This window comes from Citrobacter sedlakii NBRC 105722, from assembly GCF_000759835.1.
In the GTDB taxonomy this organism is placed as follows: Bacteria; Pseudomonadota; Gammaproteobacteria; order Enterobacterales; family Enterobacteriaceae; genus Citrobacter_A; species Citrobacter_A sedlakii.
The window spans coordinates 141,094-156,863 of record NZ_BBNB01000013.1; the positions used below are offsets into that span (position 1 = coordinate 141,094).

The 15,770-nt window shown below is 54.1% G+C and carries 14 protein-coding genes; 3 read left to right on the forward strand and 11 right to left on the reverse strand.

The genetic code is table 11. The features are described 5' to 3' along the window. Positions 1–119: 119 nt before the first annotated feature. On the forward strand, positions 120–1,595 hold the full coding sequence (gene xylE, locus CSE01S_RS17830; RefSeq protein ID WP_042291255.1) for a D-xylose transporter XylE: 1,476 nt from the start codon (positions 120–122) through the stop codon (positions 1,593–1,595). Between the two features lie 55 nt (positions 1,596–1,650). On the opposite strand, the gene CSE01S_RS17835 is transcribed toward xylE, so the two are convergent. The 11 genes from CSE01S_RS17835 to pgi form a co-directional block, all read right to left on the reverse strand. Next, positions 1,651–2,355: a GntR family transcriptional regulator gene (locus CSE01S_RS17835; RefSeq protein WP_042291256.1), complete on the reverse strand. Its 705-nt coding sequence runs from the start codon at positions 2,353–2,355 to the stop codon at positions 1,651–1,653. 39 nt (positions 2,356–2,394) lie between these two features. Next, positions 2,395–3,258: a DUF7916 family protein gene (locus tag CSE01S_RS17840; RefSeq protein WP_084589032.1), complete on the reverse strand. Its 864-nt coding sequence runs from the start codon at positions 3,256–3,258 to the stop codon at positions 2,395–2,397. Beyond that, a complete protein-coding gene (locus CSE01S_RS17845) occupies positions 3,255–4,304 on the reverse strand; it encodes an oxidoreductase (protein WP_042291258.1) in 1,050 nt (349 codons plus the stop codon). Before CSE01S_RS17845 ends, CSE01S_RS17840 begins: the two co-directional genes overlap by 4 nt. Beyond that, complete coding sequence (locus CSE01S_RS17850) at positions 4,304–5,998, reverse strand: PTS transporter subunit EIIC (RefSeq protein WP_042291261.1); 1,695 nt, start codon at positions 5,996–5,998, stop codon at positions 4,304–4,306. Before CSE01S_RS17850 ends, CSE01S_RS17845 begins: the two co-directional genes overlap by 1 nt. Positions 5,999–6,022: 24 nt before the next feature. Next, on the reverse strand, positions 6,023–6,343 hold the full coding sequence (locus CSE01S_RS17855) for a PTS lactose/cellobiose transporter subunit IIA (RefSeq protein WP_042291262.1): 321 nt from the start codon (positions 6,341–6,343) through the stop codon (positions 6,023–6,025). A 143-nt stretch (positions 6,344–6,486) separates the two neighbouring features. Beyond that, complete coding sequence (gene psiE, locus CSE01S_RS17860) at positions 6,487–6,897, reverse strand: phosphate-starvation-inducible protein PsiE (RefSeq protein WP_042291264.1); 411 nt, start codon at positions 6,895–6,897, stop codon at positions 6,487–6,489. Between the two features lie 161 nt (positions 6,898–7,058). After that, the gene (locus tag CSE01S_RS17865) at positions 7,059–9,155 is read right to left on the reverse strand and encodes a YjbH domain-containing protein (protein ID WP_042291266.1); all 2,097 of its coding nucleotides are present in this window, start codon (positions 9,153–9,155) and stop codon (positions 7,059–7,061) included. After that, positions 9,155–9,892, reverse strand: coding sequence for a capsule biosynthesis GfcC family protein (locus CSE01S_RS17870; protein ID WP_042291268.1), 738 nt, complete (start codon positions 9,890–9,892; stop codon positions 9,155–9,157). The genes CSE01S_RS17865 and CSE01S_RS17870 overlap by 1 nt, the downstream gene beginning before the upstream one ends. Further along, complete coding sequence (locus tag CSE01S_RS17875) at positions 9,889–10,527, reverse strand: YjbF family lipoprotein (protein WP_042291275.1); 639 nt, start codon at positions 10,525–10,527, stop codon at positions 9,889–9,891. Before CSE01S_RS17875 ends, CSE01S_RS17870 begins: the two co-directional genes overlap by 4 nt. Before the next feature lie 113 nt (positions 10,528–10,640). After that, positions 10,641–10,883: an exopolysaccharide production protein YjbE gene (gene yjbE, locus CSE01S_RS17880; protein WP_042291277.1), complete on the reverse strand. Its 243-nt coding sequence runs from the start codon at positions 10,881–10,883 to the stop codon at positions 10,641–10,643. A 417-nt stretch (positions 10,884–11,300) separates the two neighbouring features. Continuing rightward, the gene (gene pgi / locus CSE01S_RS17885) at positions 11,301–12,947 is read right to left on the reverse strand and encodes a glucose-6-phosphate isomerase (RefSeq protein WP_042291280.1); all 1,647 of its coding nucleotides are present in this window, start codon (positions 12,945–12,947) and stop codon (positions 11,301–11,303) included. A 314-nt stretch (positions 12,948–13,261) separates the two neighbouring features. Between pgi and lysC the strand changes: the two genes are divergently transcribed. After that, complete coding sequence (gene lysC / locus CSE01S_RS17890) at positions 13,262–14,611, forward strand: lysine-sensitive aspartokinase 3 (RefSeq protein ID WP_042291284.1); 1,350 nt, start codon at positions 13,262–13,264, stop codon at positions 14,609–14,611. A 195-nt stretch (positions 14,612–14,806) separates the two neighbouring features. Next, positions 14,807–15,733 carry a ketopantoate/pantoate/pantothenate transporter PanS gene (gene panS / locus CSE01S_RS17895; protein ID WP_042291287.1) on the forward strand — a complete coding sequence of 309 codons (927 nt, stop codon included), beginning with the start codon at positions 14,807–14,809 and terminating at the stop codon, positions 15,731–15,733. The last annotated feature ends 37 nt before the right edge of the window (positions 15,734–15,770 follow it).

A 15,770-nucleotide genomic window follows, 5' to 3' on the forward strand; every position in this document is an offset into this window, starting at 1 on the left:
AGATCACAGAAAAGACATTACGTAACCGCAATGTAAAAAATGATAATTGTTTTACCTGCCTGTTAAACCCACCATCTTCGACACTGATAAAAAGAACTGTATCCGCAAGGCAGGTCTGAATGAACACCCCATATAATTCCCGATATATTTTTTCGATTACCTTAGTCGCAACATTAGGAGGGTTATTATTTGGCTACGATACTGCGGTAATATCCGGTACCGTTGAGTCATTGAATACCGTCTTTGTTGCCCCACAACATCTCAGTGAATCCGCCGCCAACTCGTTGCTCGGCTTCTGTGTCGCCAGCGCCTTGATCGGCTGCATCATTGGCGGCGCGATCGGCGGCTATTGCAGCAACCGCTTCGGTCGTCGCGATTCGCTTAAAATTGCCGCACTGTTGTTCTTTATTTCCGGTGTCGGTTCCGCCTGGCCGGAATTAGGCTTTACCACCATCAATCCGGATAATACCGTCCCCGTTTATCTGGCCGGATACGTTCCTGAATTTGTTATTTATCGTATCATTGGCGGTATTGGCGTCGGGTTAGCATCCATGCTGTCGCCAATGTATATCGCTGAAATGGCGCCAGCGCCAATCCGCGGGAAACTGGTTTCGTTTAACCAGTTCGCGATTATTTTCGGCCAACTCCTGGTGTACTGCGTCAACTATTTTATTGCCAAATCCGGCGACGCGACCTGGCTGAATATCAACGGCTGGCGTTATATGTTCGCCTCGGAATGTATTCCTGCCCTGCTCTTTTTACTGCTGCTGTATACCGTTCCGGAAAGCCCGCGCTGGCTGATGGCGCACGGCAAACAGGAACAGGCCGAAGGCATTCTGCGCAAAATTATGGGATCCTCGCTCGCCACGCAGGCCGTACAGGAGATTCACCAGTCGCTGGAGCACGGCCGCAAAACCGGCGGACGCCTGCTGATGTTTGGTGTGGGAGTCATTGTGATTGGCGTTATGCTCTCAGTATTCCAACAGTTTGTCGGCATCAACGTGGTCCTTTATTACGCGCCGGAAGTGTTTAAGACGCTGGGCGCCAGCACCGACGTGGCGCTGTTACAAACCATTATCGTTGGCGTGATCAACCTGAGCTTTACCGTGCTGGCCATTATGACGGTAGATAAATTTGGCCGTAAGCCGCTGCAAATCATCGGCGCGCTCGGTATGGCTATCGGGATGTTTAGCCTCGGCACCGCGTTTTACACCCAGGCGCCGGGAATCGTCGCCCTGCTGTCGATGCTGTTCTACGTCGCCGCGTTTGCCATGTCGTGGGGTCCGGTATGCTGGGTTCTGTTGGCGGAAATCTTCCCGAACGCGATTCGTGGCAAAGCGCTGGCTATCGCCGTCGCCGCTCAGTGGCTGGCAAACTATTTTGTCTCCTGGACTTTCCCAATGATGGACAAAAATTCGTGGCTGGTCGCTCATTTCCACAACGGTTTCTCCTACTGGATTTACGGTTGTATGGGCGTGCTGGCAGCGCTGTTTATGTGGAAGTTCGTGCCGGAGACCAAAGGCAAGACGCTGGAAGAACTGGAAGAACTGTGGGCACCTGCGGAGAAAAAATCCCGCGAAGCCCCCGCACAGTGATTACTCTGACCTTCAACGGCGGCCTGCGGGCCGCCTTTTGCTGTTTAGCGCAACGCTAGACACGTACAAAGTCGGTTTCGAAATTAAAGGTATGCCAGAGATGACGCGCGCAGGAGTACTCGAAAAGGCGACCATTGTCGAGAAAGGCCGTTTGTTCCACCTGAATCAGGATAGTCGGCTCGCTTAAGTCCAGCCACTGCCGCTCCTGGTCACTGGCGTTCCGCCCGGTTACCGTCATATGCGCACTGTGAATAATCTGCCCCAGTTCACGGGTAATGTAAGCGTAAATGGAGTGCTGAATATGACGGAGGTTGAGATGAGGGAAAAGCGCCACCGGCATCCAGGTGTACTCAACAATCGATGGGATCGCGTCAATAATACGCACCCGCTGAATCTCATGGACCAGTTCGCCTTCCGGGATTTGCAATTTTTGCGCAATGTCCTGCTTCGCAGGCACAGCGGCATACTGCTGGACGCGTGTCGACAACGTTTTACCGTAGCTGGCACACCGCTGCGCGGTGCCTATGAGATGAGAATTGCTGGCGGCAGAAACCTGACGCTTTACAAAAGACCCCAGCCCGCGTTTACGTAACACCAGACCTTCTCTGACCAGCAGATCCAGCGCCTTCGCCACCGTTAATTCGCTACAGGCAAATTCAGCCGCCAGTTTCGCGCCTTCGGGAAGTTTTTTGTCCGGAGCATAAATGCCCGCCACAATGCGATGTCGCACCTTGTGGTATATGTCCATATATTTCGGCATAGTTCCTCCGCAAACGGCCCCTTACGGGGCCGGTTCTTGTTATCGGGATAGTGAGGCCGCCATCCGCACCCAGGTATGTCGTCGCCCACGAATCGCAATCGACAAGGCATTGAGCGCCTGCGGATCGGCCATACCCGCCACGCCGGCGTCGCCAAAATTATGCATGTCGCTGCCGCAACGCTTACTGGCAAGGCCAATTTCGCGCACCGTAGCACAATCCGCCCCTTCCTGACTACTGCTCAGGGTGGTGACGGCAAGACCGCCGCAGTCGTGCACCGCCTGCACAATTTCCGCTACACGGACTTCCGACGCGCCGCGACAGCCCGCAGGCGCCGGAAAGATTACGCCATGCGCGCCAGCCCGGATATAGCTGGCATACTCTTCCGGCTGCCCCAGCCCTGTCGTCAAGAATTTCGCGACCAGAATCAGTTTATCTGTTTGCGCACGGAGCTGGCTAATCGCCTGGCGCAGACGTTCAGGCGTGACGCCGGGTTTGTCATAGCCGGTGAGGCAGAAGAAATCTGCATGTGCCATCGCATGGAAATGCGCGGGCGAAAAAGCATTGGGCGTTGAGGCATCACCTTCTCCGCTGATTTCAAAACTGACGCCAGTTAAGCGCCCGGTTAATCGTTTCACCTGGGTGACAGGATCGTTGCCAAACCGGCCGTCGCCGCCGTTGAGCTCAGGTTGCAGGCAGTTAACGCCCTTCAGCAACAGCAAATCTGCGCCGAAGGCGCTAATCAGTTCCGCGTTGGTCACTTCTGCAAACAACGGCGGTGACTGTACGGCGATCTCGGCCATAATGACTCGCCCTTCGCTGACCATAATGGCTTCGCGCAACTCATCGCCCATGACGGGGAGAGAAAAGTCGCTGGCCCGACAGTTGAGGATCCGTTTCATCATGCAACCTCCCCGCCGAGGGTGACAATGGCAGGAGACGGTTGGCGAAATGCCGTTTCAAGGATTTCGAGGTTGGTCAGCGCCTCGCTTTCACTAAGGTAATTCGCCTCTCCGCAGGTCAGGGTCGCATACAGCGAATCGTAAACGCGGCCATAATCACCCGGAACCGCCGCAAACGTCTCGCGGACGGTATCCCCGTCAGCATTCACATATTCCAGCACAGCCATTTCTTGATCCGCGCCAAATGCGGCGTCTCCTGGCATAATACCGGCTTTCAGGCTGGTCTCTTGTTGATCGATACCATAGCGAATAAACGACCCCCGGGTACCATGAACGATAAACCGCGGCCCGGCTATTTTGACCAGATGACTGGTTTTGACAATCGCGGTGATGGTGCCGTAATAGAGATGTACTTCAAAGGTATCGTCAGGATTATGCGGATTTCTCAGCTTACGGAGATGGTATCCAACCTGCTGCGGACGACCCAATAGCGAGAGGATTTGATCAACGGTGTGCACGCCCAGGCCATAAAACGCGCCGGTGAAATCGCTGCCCGGACAGGTTTCTGCATCGGGGCGAAAATAGTCGAAGTGGCTTTCGATGTCGACAATATCGCCGAGTTTGCCGCTCTCAATAGCCTGTTTCATGGTCAGAAAGCAGCTATCGAACCGTCTGTTCTGAAAGGGTGTGACGGTAAGTCCTTTTTCGCGCGCCAGCGCAAACAGCGTTTTGGCTTCCTCCAGCGTGGTGGTAAACGGTTTCTCCACCAGCACGTTTTTACCTTTTTCAAGGCATAATTTTGCGTATTGGTAATGGCTGTCAGGGTGGGTACAGATCACCACCAGTTGGATTTCGCTGTCGTTCAGAATATCGTCAGGATTCGACGTGAAAGTAATGTGCTGATAGCGTTCGCTGGCTTCAATTTCCGGCTTACGCTGAATATCATAAATACGTTTAACGTTGAATTTATCTTTGCGATGCAGAACATACGGCAAATGATAACGGGTGGCGCTTTTACCAAAACCGATATAAGCACAATTAATCATGATTATTCCTTAATAAAAAAAGATAAGGCCGCGTGAACCGCAGCGGGTCCGTCGAGTTTGCTAAAATGCTGAGGATCTATCGTGACAACAGGGCAGTGATGATTAATCTCCTGCGCGATCGTTTCCTGAAGATAAGCGAGCTGCGGCCCGAGCAAAATCAGCTGCGCCTTTTCATACTCTTGCGCCAGTTTTCCGGCGTTAACCGCATAAACAGTCAGCGTGCAACTCTGGCTCTCGGTATATTTACGCATTTTCGATGCCATCAATGAGGTGGACATGCCTTCATTGCAGGCCAGAATAATGGTTTTACCGTCCAGCAGATGAATACCTTCTGCGTCATCGCCATGGGTCTCAGCGTTTTGCTCCGCAACGATTTCGTCGATGACCTTTTCATTGCGGTTCTTGATCATTGCGCTTTCGTAGGCTTTCAAAAATGGCATATAGATAATCACCCCCAGCGCCAGCAAAACCGCCTGCAAAATCACATTGCGGTAATCACCGCCGGAACCCAGCCATCCGGAAATAAATGGCGGAACAGACCACGGGACATACGCGACTATTTTCGACACCCATCCCCAGGACGTCGAAAAATAAGCGATAATAAAATTAATTTGTGGGTAAACGATGAATGGAATCATCATTAACGGATTATAAAGCACCGGGAAACCAAATATTACCGGTTCGTTGATATTGAAGAGGCCCGGCGCAATGACCGTTCGGGAAAATTTACGATGGCTGGATAATTTACTACGAATAAATACGGCCAGCAGCAGCGCCAGCGTGCTCCCTGTCCCGCCCATATGACCGTAAAGATCGCGAAACGGTAGCACGATGATATGCGGCGGAACTTGCCCGCTGGCAAAAGCCGCCATATTTTCCTGCATCGCCACCAGTAGCGGCGGCTCCAGGACAGGATTGATAATACCGCCGGGATGAATCCCTAATGCAAACAGGATATTGGTAAGCGTCGTCAGCACCAGAAAGCCAGGAAGATTGGTGGTTAAATGCACTAATGGCGCCTGTATAAGCCGCTGTATCAGGGCCTGAACCTCTGTGTGCGCCAGCGTGCTTACCGCAAACGCCGCCAGCGCGAAACTGGCTATCGTCAGCATTATCGAAAACATGGCCTGAAAGGATTGCACCACCATTGGCGGGACGTCGTCACCAAGGCGAATCTGTAGCGCCTGACATTTTGACACCCACAAGAAGAGATTGGTTGAGAGTATCGCCGTGAGTATCGCCAGAAAGACGCCCCCGGCATTGGTACAAGCGTAAGGCACGATACCCGACAGTGTAATCTTCTGACCATCTGCCAGGGTTTGCGTTGTTTCGAGCGGCATCAATACATAGAATACCGCCAGCGCGACCATCGCGGGTATAACCGGCGTCGGGTGTTTTTTCTTACTGGCGACGTGATACGCCACTAATATTACCAGCATCAGCGATAATATATTCATCGTGCCATTAAGAATTCGCTCACCAATATTACGCAGACGTAATAAGGCTTCGGCAGATAAAAAGTTGCTCAATAGGCCATTGGTATCAAGAATGACATAATTGAGCATAATAAATAAACCCGCCAGCACGAGGAAGGGAACCGCAATAATAAAACTATCGCGTAAGCTCCGTAAATGAACCTCGGCGGCCATCTTCTGCGAGGCGTCAGTAATCCGCCCCAGTATTGAGGATTGAAACATACCGTATCCCTGTCGAAAAGAGGATTAACGCGGAGCGGGGAAATTCAGCGCGATCATTTCCTGAATAAGTTCCCGGGCGAGCATGGCCGTCATTAAATGGTCCTGTGCATGGACCATAATTAAATGAACCGGTACTTTCCCTTCTCCTTCATCATATTCAATTAGTCGGGTTTGTAAGGCGTGGGCTTCTTTCGCGGCTTGTTCAGACGCGGCCATTTGCTTCGCTGATTCAGAAAAATTGCCTTTTCGGGCCTCCTGTAACGCCTTAAATGCGCAGCTTTTACACTGCCCGACATTAACAATCAGGCCCATCACGGTCTCTTCATAGCCTGTTTCGCTAAACATATGCACTCTCCATGAAATGCGAATGACGACATCCACCTCTGGTGAGATCCCTCACCGCCCTCAGGTTTCATGGAAAAGCATTTAAAACTATATAGTTTTAAATTAAATCTATATAGATCACATTTTAAACACTGCCTGAAGCGTCACTCCCGCTTAAGCCGTTTCGAATTACATAACCATAGCGTGATCACCAACAGCAGGATCGCCGCCGAGTAGATCAGCACATCCAGTGGAGAGGTATGATCGACGATGATCAGCCGCACTATCGCAGTGATCCCGATATACACAAAATAACGTAGCGGAAAGTGAAAGCCGGACTGAAAGTACTTAACAATCAGAGCGATAAATTCGAAATAAAGAAAATAGACCACCAGCCCTTCCACCAGCTCATATTTGCTGGTTTGCTCAGGCGCAAACAAGACATCCGCGAGATGCAGCGTCTCTTTTCCGAGGAAGACAACGAGGATCAGCCCCAGACTCAGCAGGCCCAGGTTCAGAACAGTCTGAAGCACGGTGGAGATAAACTCCGCGCGTGGACGAGATAATGACGTCATAACGGCACCTCTTTCTCAGTGGCGAGGTTCCTGTATAACGCAAAAATGTGACGGTGATCTATATTTTTTGTTTATGTTTGCTTATTCATCCGATGGCGCTGCGGTTAGCGGAGCGACAAAAACGTTAGCCGGGCAAGCGCTGTACCGCCCGGCTAACAGCATTAACGGAAATTCACGCTCCGGTCGCTGGTCATGTTGTACAGCTGGAATTTACGTCCCAGTTGCTGACCACCGTCACGCGTCAGCGGCGTCCAGCCAACCGCCGCCCGGCTGCGGGTCGGGCCGGCGGAGAAGAGATCCAGCGGAATCGAGACATACACCCCTTTGGTGAAGTCCCCTTCGCCGTATTCGTCCGGCGACACATTTGTGATGGTGGCGTAACCGCCCACCACCACGCCGCTGTCGAAGCGTTTAGAGATATCCAGCGTTCCGCCCTTATCGCCCGCCAGATACTGACCGACACTCGCTTTCACCAGCACATCCTGCGCAAACGACGGCGTCCAGTAGGCGGTCAAATGCCCGGTCTTAACGCTGTAGTCGGTGAATTTCATCATCTCTTTCGCGCTGCGCCAGTCACGCTGTTTCACGTAATTCGCGTCGAGACCAAAGGCCCAGTTGCTGTCTACCGGACGGTAAAGAACCTCTGCCCCCGCGCCGCCGTACATGGTTTCCAGATAACCCCCGTAGACCTGGCCGTAGAAGCCGTTGCCGAAATACTGGAAGTAATTGGCCTGTAGGTTATTGACGTAAGCGTCGTTCTGCACATATTCACGCACCCGGGTACGCACACGCGGCAGCTTCGAGTCATTTGGCGGATTAGTGTAGTTAAACTTGTCATAGTTGTTGGCAAGGTTGCCAAACAGGCTACCGGTGGTCAACAGATGGTCGGTGACCCACAGATCGGCCGTCGCCATAACGCCCAACTGGTACATGTAGAAGTTTTCCGGCCCGCCCACGGACTGGTTCAGCACCGGATCGATGTGGAAAGCAAAGCGAGACTTGTCGATATACCAGCCCTGCTCGGTACTTTCAGGAACCACAGGCTCGAGGCGTTTTTGCGCCAGCGGCGTTTCGTGTCCCAGCGGTTCCCCTTCAAGATGACGTTTCAGGCTGGAGACGTCCGTCTCGGTGGTCACCTGCGGCAGGTTAAGCCGGTTTTCGGTTACGCGGATCGTGCGGATCCCCTCTGGCAGATCGTTCATCACGATCCGGTTCGCACGTTCAATCCCTTCACGCGAGTCGCGGTATTTCACCTGCTCGCCGGTGACATACAAGGTATCCCCCTTCACCTGAATCTTTGGATCCGCCAGTCCGGCATTGTATTTCAGCAGCGTAAGCTGGTTCGCTACCACCGAGTGTTGCAGGATCGCGTCCTGAGGCTGCGGTTGGTATTTCGGTCGGGCGTTATCGCTGTAAGAGGGGCGCAAATCGTTGAAGTTTGTACGCAGCGTGACGCCAAACATAAAGGTGTTGCCGCGCTCATAGCTGAGGTTAACGTCGGCCCAATCGGTGACGCGATAAATGGCGCCGACGTTAAACTTGCTTTTCTGTTCCAGCTTGCCCGCGAAGTCCTGCTGGTAATTATTCCCTTCATATTCCAGCTTCAGACGTAGCGGCTGCCAGGGTGTCTGGTATTCAACGCCGCCAAACAGCGAAGCCGGGCCGTGGAACATCTGGCTACCGTCAATGGATCCCGCCTGCTTATAGCTATTATCGCGGTAACAATATTTGTCGCTGTAGGAACACAGCGGGTTTGTGACGTTGCCGCTGGTCCCCAGATAACCCCAGCCGAGCCCAAGTGAAAAATCAAACGGACCCCAGGCCTTGCTCGCCACGATGTATTCGGCGTCAAACAGGCCGGTCCCCCCGATATCCCGCGCGCCCACCGCCACCTGCGGCATCCAGTAGCTTTCTTCCCAAAGTCGCAGCTTCAGATCGAAGGCTTTATCTTTATAGGTTTGATCGCCGGAGAAAGACTCTACGCTACTGTATTGTCGGGTTCGCACGTCGGTATAACGCAGTGTGGTTTCCAGCCAGGGGAAAAGCTGTACGGAAGCCGAGTAGTAACGGTACTGATCGTTATCACGATAGTTGAGACTCAGCTCACCCTCACGCGCCATGCGCGCGGTCGGGGTTTGTAATAATCCTACGCCGCCAAAGTCAGACTGAGAGGGGCCAATGGGCGCCGGGTACGTTTCGGCGTGGCAGGCCGCGCTGATGCCCAGCGCCAGTAAGCTGAGCAGATGTGTTTTTTTCATTATTCGGGTATCCGCTGCGTCAGGGTATGGAGAATGTCGGCGTTCAGCGCGTCCGGTTCGCTGCTCCAGACAGAATCGTCAAGCCCTACAAAAATGATACTGCCCGGCATCGGTTCAACGTGACGCTTATTCCAGTAAGCGACCGGCACTTTCTGACTGCGTCCATCAGGATAAACAACCCACGCGTAGCTGCGATCCGCGCCACTGAGCAGGTTTTGTCCGTCAAGATAATGGGTGACATCGCGTCCGGGCATAAACGGTTGTTTTCCGGGACGGCTCAGCAGGCCGAACAGAGTGACCTCCGTGGGCTGCGCGCCTACCCACAGCGTGTAGTTTCCCTGGAGCGGCGGATTACCGCGTTCGCTAACGCGCACCACGTCCGGGTCGAGCGTGATATGTTGCCTGCCGGTGATCTTCAGCGCCTGAATTTGCTGGCGCAGGGTGTTGATAGCGGCGGCATCGTCACCGCTCTCTTCCGCGCTCAGCGCCGCCAGTCGCGCGACCAGCGCCTGCTGTTGACGCAGTGCCGTGGCGGTAGCCTGTTCTTCGCTAATGACCGCCCCCGGCCACCAGCTGTTCGCCAGCCTCGGCTGGCCGACCAGATCGATCAGGTGTTCCGCGCCGGTCAGCGTTTTGGCTTCCTCGCCCCCTGCCATAAAGACCTTGACGGTGCCCGCGGCAATAACCGATGACGCGCTCAGGCTCAAGAGCAGCGCGGTAAGCGTTCGTCTCATCATGATTTTGCCGCCTTGATCAGCGTGGTTTTCACCGGGAAGAAGTCCGCCCCCAGATACTGCTCTGACTGGCGAATCTGCCCTTCGCTGTCTACCCAGTAGCGGTTATGCCAGCGTGCCTGGTCGGTGGTCACCGCCTCGTCCAGCACACGTACCGGCGTTTCATCACTGCCCACCTTCACCGTATCGCTGCCGTCCCACGTAAAGACCGAGCGCGCGGTGGCGTAGCGAACCTGCCTGAATTCGGTCCAGCCCATCGTGCGGATCCAGGTGGCGCCGTCGACGATCTGGTTGGGCTTTCTTAGCGGGTCTTCAGCGAGGTTATTGACCTCTATAAGGTTGTCGCCGCCGAGCAGCGTTTTCACCAACCGACCATGCTGGGTCACGAGAGTCGCCTGATCCTGGGTCACCCATTTCTGCTGCCCGTTCTCCGCGAAGGCGAGCACCACGAACAGCTGCGGTCCGCCGTTAAGCTGCATATACTGACTGGCATAGGGCATATTCTGGATATCGTCGTCCGTCAGTTGGACGCCAGGCGTACCGAACATGCTGTCCCACAGTGAGTTGCCCAGTTCTTTGGTGGTGGCTGAGCATGCCTGTAACAGCAGGCAAATAAAGATGATTCCAGGTCGCTTCACGACTCTTCTCCGCATGGTTGCCAGGGGTGCGTAACCCTGTCCTTCAGGCCCACAGGCTTTCGGAAATCTAAAATAACCACACCGAAGTGTGGTTATGGTTAAACGTACCGGTGTTACTGGGTACTGGTGGTCGTGGTGGTGGTGGTCCCGGTATTGGAACCGTCACCGCCGCCGGTTGCCGCCAGAGCGACACCCACCGCTGAGCTTACGGTGCTGGCGCTGGTCGCGGAGGAACTGCCCGCTGACACCGACGTCGCCGCCGAACCTGCCGCTTCACCCACCTGAACGGGGGCTGCGTAGACAGAGCTCGCCGCAAGCGCAGATATGGCAAAAATGCCATACAGAACTTTTTTCATAACAATTTCCCTTCATTGAATGAATGGAGATTTACCCAAAAGCGTTTCGGGCGGGATCGAGTATACACAACTAAAGCATGCGGATTGCGGCGGGTCTAAATAGCGAAGTCGTTTTAGGATAATTGGACTTTTGGTGAGCAATTGATTTTAATGTAAATATGATTACGCTTTATAATCAATGCGTTGAAATTTCATGCGTATGCCTTTACCCTCCGTATTTTCCTAAAATAACTCAGGGTGATTTTAGGGGTATTCATTATTTTAGGATTAAGCTCAATATCATTATTTGCGCATCAGCACGGACAAACAGAATTATCTTATAAAAAAGCCGATATGAATATCGGCTTAAAATGAGTTCGACAAATTCATTGGAATGACAGCATGAACGCAGCCGCTACGGCTGCGTTTCAAAGCCGATTAGCGCCAGGCTTTATAGCGGTTGATTAACCCGTTGGTTGAACTGTCATGGCTGCTGATCTCTTTATCATCATTCAGCTCTGGCAGAATACGGTTAGCCAGCTGCTTGCCCAGCTCTACGCCCCACTGGTCAAAAGTGAAGATGTTAAGAATCACGCCCTGAGTGAAGATTTTATGCTCATACAGCGCGATCAGCGCGCCCAGGCTAAACGGCGTGATTTCGCGCAGCAGGATAGAGTTGGTCGGGCGGTTGCCTTCGAACACTTTGAACGGCACAACGTGCTCAAGCGTCGCCGGATCTTTACCCTGGTCGCGGTATTCCTGCTCAACCACCTCGCGGGATTTACCAAACGCCAGCGCTTCGGTCTGGGCGAAGAAGTTAGACAGCAGCTTCGGATGGTGGTCGGACAGCGGGTTGTGCGTAATCGCCGGGGCGATAAAGTCGCACGGTACCATTTTGGTGCCCTGGTGGATCAGCTGGTAGAACGCGTGCTGGCCGTTAGTGCCCGGCTCGCCCCAGATGATGGGACCCGTCTGGTAATCCACCGGATTGCCGTTACGGTCAACGTATTTGCCGTTGGATTCCATGTTGCCCTGTTGGAAGTAGGCCGCAAAGCGGTGCATATACTGGTCGTACGGCAGAATCGCTTCGGTTTCTGCGCCAAAGAAGTTGTTGTACCAGATACCGATCAGCGCCAGCAGCACCGGCAGGTTTTTCTCTGGCGCGGTGGTGGAGAAGTGCTTGTCCATTGCATGCGCGCCGGAGAGCAACTCAACAAAATTGTCGTAGCCCACAGAGAGGATAATCGACAGACCAATCGCTGACCACAGAGAGTAACGGCCGCCCACCCAGTCCCAGAATTCAAACATGTTGGCGGTATCAATACCGAACTCGCCGACCGCTTTCGCGTTGGTGGACAGCGCCGCGAAGTGCTTCGCCACATGCTTTTCGTCACCGGCGGTTTTCAGGAACCAGTCGCGCGCGCTGTGGGCGTTGGTCATGGTCTCCTGAGTGGTGAAGGTTTTGGAGGCGACCAGGAACAGAGTGGTTTCCGGATTCACTGTCTTCAGCACTTCAGCGATGTGGGTGCCATCGACGTTGGAAACGAAGTGCATGTTCAGGTGATTTTTGTACGGACGCAACGCTTCGGTAACCATGAACGGACCAAGGTCGGAGCCGCCAATACCGATATTCACCACGTCGGTAATCGCTTTGCCGGTGTAACCCTTCCAGCGACCGGAAATGATCGCTTCAGAGAAGGTTTTCATCTTCTCGAGTACCGCGTTGACTTCCGGCATCACATCTTTGCCGTCAACGATAATGGGGGTATTGCTACGGTTACGCAGCGCCACGTGCAACACGGCGCGGTCTTCAGTACGGTTGATTTTCTCGCCGGAGAACATGGACTTGATGGCGCCCGCCAGATCGGTCTCTTTCGCCAGATCCTGCAGTTTGCTCAGCGTTTCTTCCGTGATGCGGTTTTTGGAGAAATCCACCAGCATCAGATCGTCAAACGTTGCGGAGAATTTGCTGAAGCGATCGCTATCCTTCGCGAACAGATCCGCGATGGTAACGTCCTTCATCTCGTTAAAGTGTTTCTGGAGTGCCTGCCAGGCAGAAGTCTGCGTCGGGTTGATGTTTTTCATGAGCAATACTCTTCTGATTTGAGAATTGTGACTGGGATCGATTGTAACGCCAGTCACCGAAAAGTGTGATTGTTTTAATGCCGTTGCCCTGGCCATGGTCAAACGAAATGAAAAGAAGCCAAAAGTATAGACGTTATTAGCACCTTTACTGAGCCTAAACGCAGCATAAAAAATCCGCATAATCCCGGCGTTGACAGTCCAGGCCACTCATTTTATTTATAAATACGCGAGTTAAATTTGCATTTGCGCCTGCACCGGTTTCTGTTTTGCCCTTGTGCCATGGTCGCTTTCTCATTCCCTGACACGAGGTTGTTATGACAGAGCTAGTCGTCTCCAAATTTGGCGGTACCAGCGTAGCCGATTTTGATGCCATGAACCGTAGCGCCGACGTGGTGCTTTCCGACACCAACGTGCGCGTGGTGGTGCTTTCCGCTTCGGCGGGTATCACCAATCTGTTGGTTGCGCTGGCGGAGGGACTGGAGCCGCCTGCGCGTTTTGAAAAACTCGACGCCATTCGGCAAATTCAGTTCGATATTCTTGAACGCCTGCGTTACCCGAACGTGATCCGTGAAGAGATCGAACGCCTGCTGGAAAATATCACCACGCTGGCGGAAGCCGCCTCATTAGCCACCTCGGCAGCGCTGACAGACGAGCTGGTCAGCCACGGCGAACTGATGTCGACCCTGCTGTTTGTTGAGATCCTGCGCGAACGCAACGTGCAGGCGCAGTGGTTCGACGTACGGAAAATCATGCGGACGAACGATCGCTTTGGTCGTGCCGAGCCGGACGTTGCCGCGCTGGCGGAACTGGCATCGCTGCAGCTGGCGCCGCGCCTGAGCGAAGGGCTGATCATCACCCAGGGCTTTATTGGCAGCGAAAGCAAAGGCCGCACCACGACGCTGGGTCGCGGCGGTAGTGACTACACGGCAGCGCTGCTGGCCGAAGCGCTGAACGCGACGCGAGTGGATATCTGGACGGACGTTCCGGGCATTTACACCACCGATCCCCGCGTCGTGCCGGCGGCAAAACGCATCGACGAAATCGCCTTCGAAGAAGCCGCGGAAATGGCCACCTTTGGCGCAAAAGTTCTCCATCCCGCGACTCTACTGCCGGCGGTACGCAGTGACATCCCGGTTTTTGTCGGATCGAGCAAAGACCCAAAAGCGGGCGGTACGCTGGTGTGCAACAAAACCCAAAACCCGCCACTGTTCCGCGCGTTGGCGCTGCGCCGCAAGCAGACGCTGCTCACCCTGCACAGCCTGAATATGCTGCATTCGCGTGGCTTCCTGGCCGAAGTGTTCGGTATTCTCGCGCGTCATAATATCTCGGTCGATCTGATTACCACGTCGGAAGTCAGCGTGGCGCTGACCCTCGACACCACCGGTTCAACCTCGACCGGCGATACGCTGCTGACGCAGTCACTGTTGATGGAACTGTCCGCGCTGTGTCGGGTGGAAGTCGAAGAAGGTCTGGCGCTGGTGGCCCTGATTGGCAACGATCTGTCGAAAGCCTGCGGCGTCGGCAAAGAGGTGTTTGGCGTGCTGGAACCGTTTAACATCCGTATGATCTGCTACGGGGCATCCAGCCATAACCTGTGCTTCCTGGTGCCGGGCGCAGAAGCTGAACAGGTTGTGCAGAAGCTGCACCATAATTTGTTTGAGTGATTGAATTTTTATGCCGGAAGGCCCGATGCGCGCAAGCGTTATCGGGCCTTTTTATTTCATTACCGTCCGCACAATGCTTCCGACAAACATAAATTGTTTGAATATTAAACGCTTCCGCGATAAACAATAAGCATGGCCAGGCTCGATCCCGGCCTGTTTATAACGACACAACACACTTATCGCAAGGAATGAAACATGCTGGCCACTCTCACGCGGCTGTTCCCATTATGGGCGCTGCTGCTCTCTGTTATTGCGTATTACACCCCCTCCACTTTTACGCCGGTCGGTCCGTGGATCGCCACCCTACTGATGCTGATTATGTTCGGCATGGGCGTTCACCTTAAGGTTGACGATTTCAAACGCGTGCTTTCCCGGCCTGCGCCGGTGGCTGCCGGGATTTTCCTGCATTATCTGCTGATGCCGCTCGCGGCCTGGGTGCTGGCGCTGGCGTTCAGGATGCCGCCGGAACTGTCCGCAGGTATGGTGCTGGTGGGCAGCGTCGCCAGCGGCACGGCCTCAAACGTGATGATTTATCTGGCGAAGGGTGATGTGGCGCTCTCCGTCACCATCTCGTCCGTCTCGACGCTGGTCGGGGTGGTGGCGACGCCGTTGCTGACGCGGCTGTACGTTGATGCGCACATTCAGGTGGATGTGATGGGCATGCTGCTCAGCATTTTGCAGATAGTGGTGATCCCGATCGCTCTGGGTCTGGTGGTGCACCATTTGTTTCCCCGCGTGGTAAAAGCGGTAGAGCCCTATTTACCCGCGTTTTCGATGGTCTGCATTCTGGCGATCATCAGCGCCGTGGTGGCCGGTTCCGCCTCGCATATTGCCTCGGTCGGCTTTGTGGTGATTATAGCGGTGATCCTGCATAACACCCTCGGTTTGCTCGGCGGCTACTGGGGCGGACGCCTGTTCGGGTTTGATGAATCCACCTGCCGGACGCTGGCGATTGAAGTGGGCATGCAAAACTCCGGCCTCGCCGCGGCGCTGGGGAAAATCTACTTTGGCCCGCTCGCCGCCCTGCCCGGCGCGCTGTTCTCGGTCTGGCACAACCTTTCCGGCTCACTGCTGGCCGGTTACTGGTCCGGTAAGCCTATTGGGAAAAACAAGCATCAATAATTAACGGAAACAGAGGCCTGATAAGCTACGCGCCATT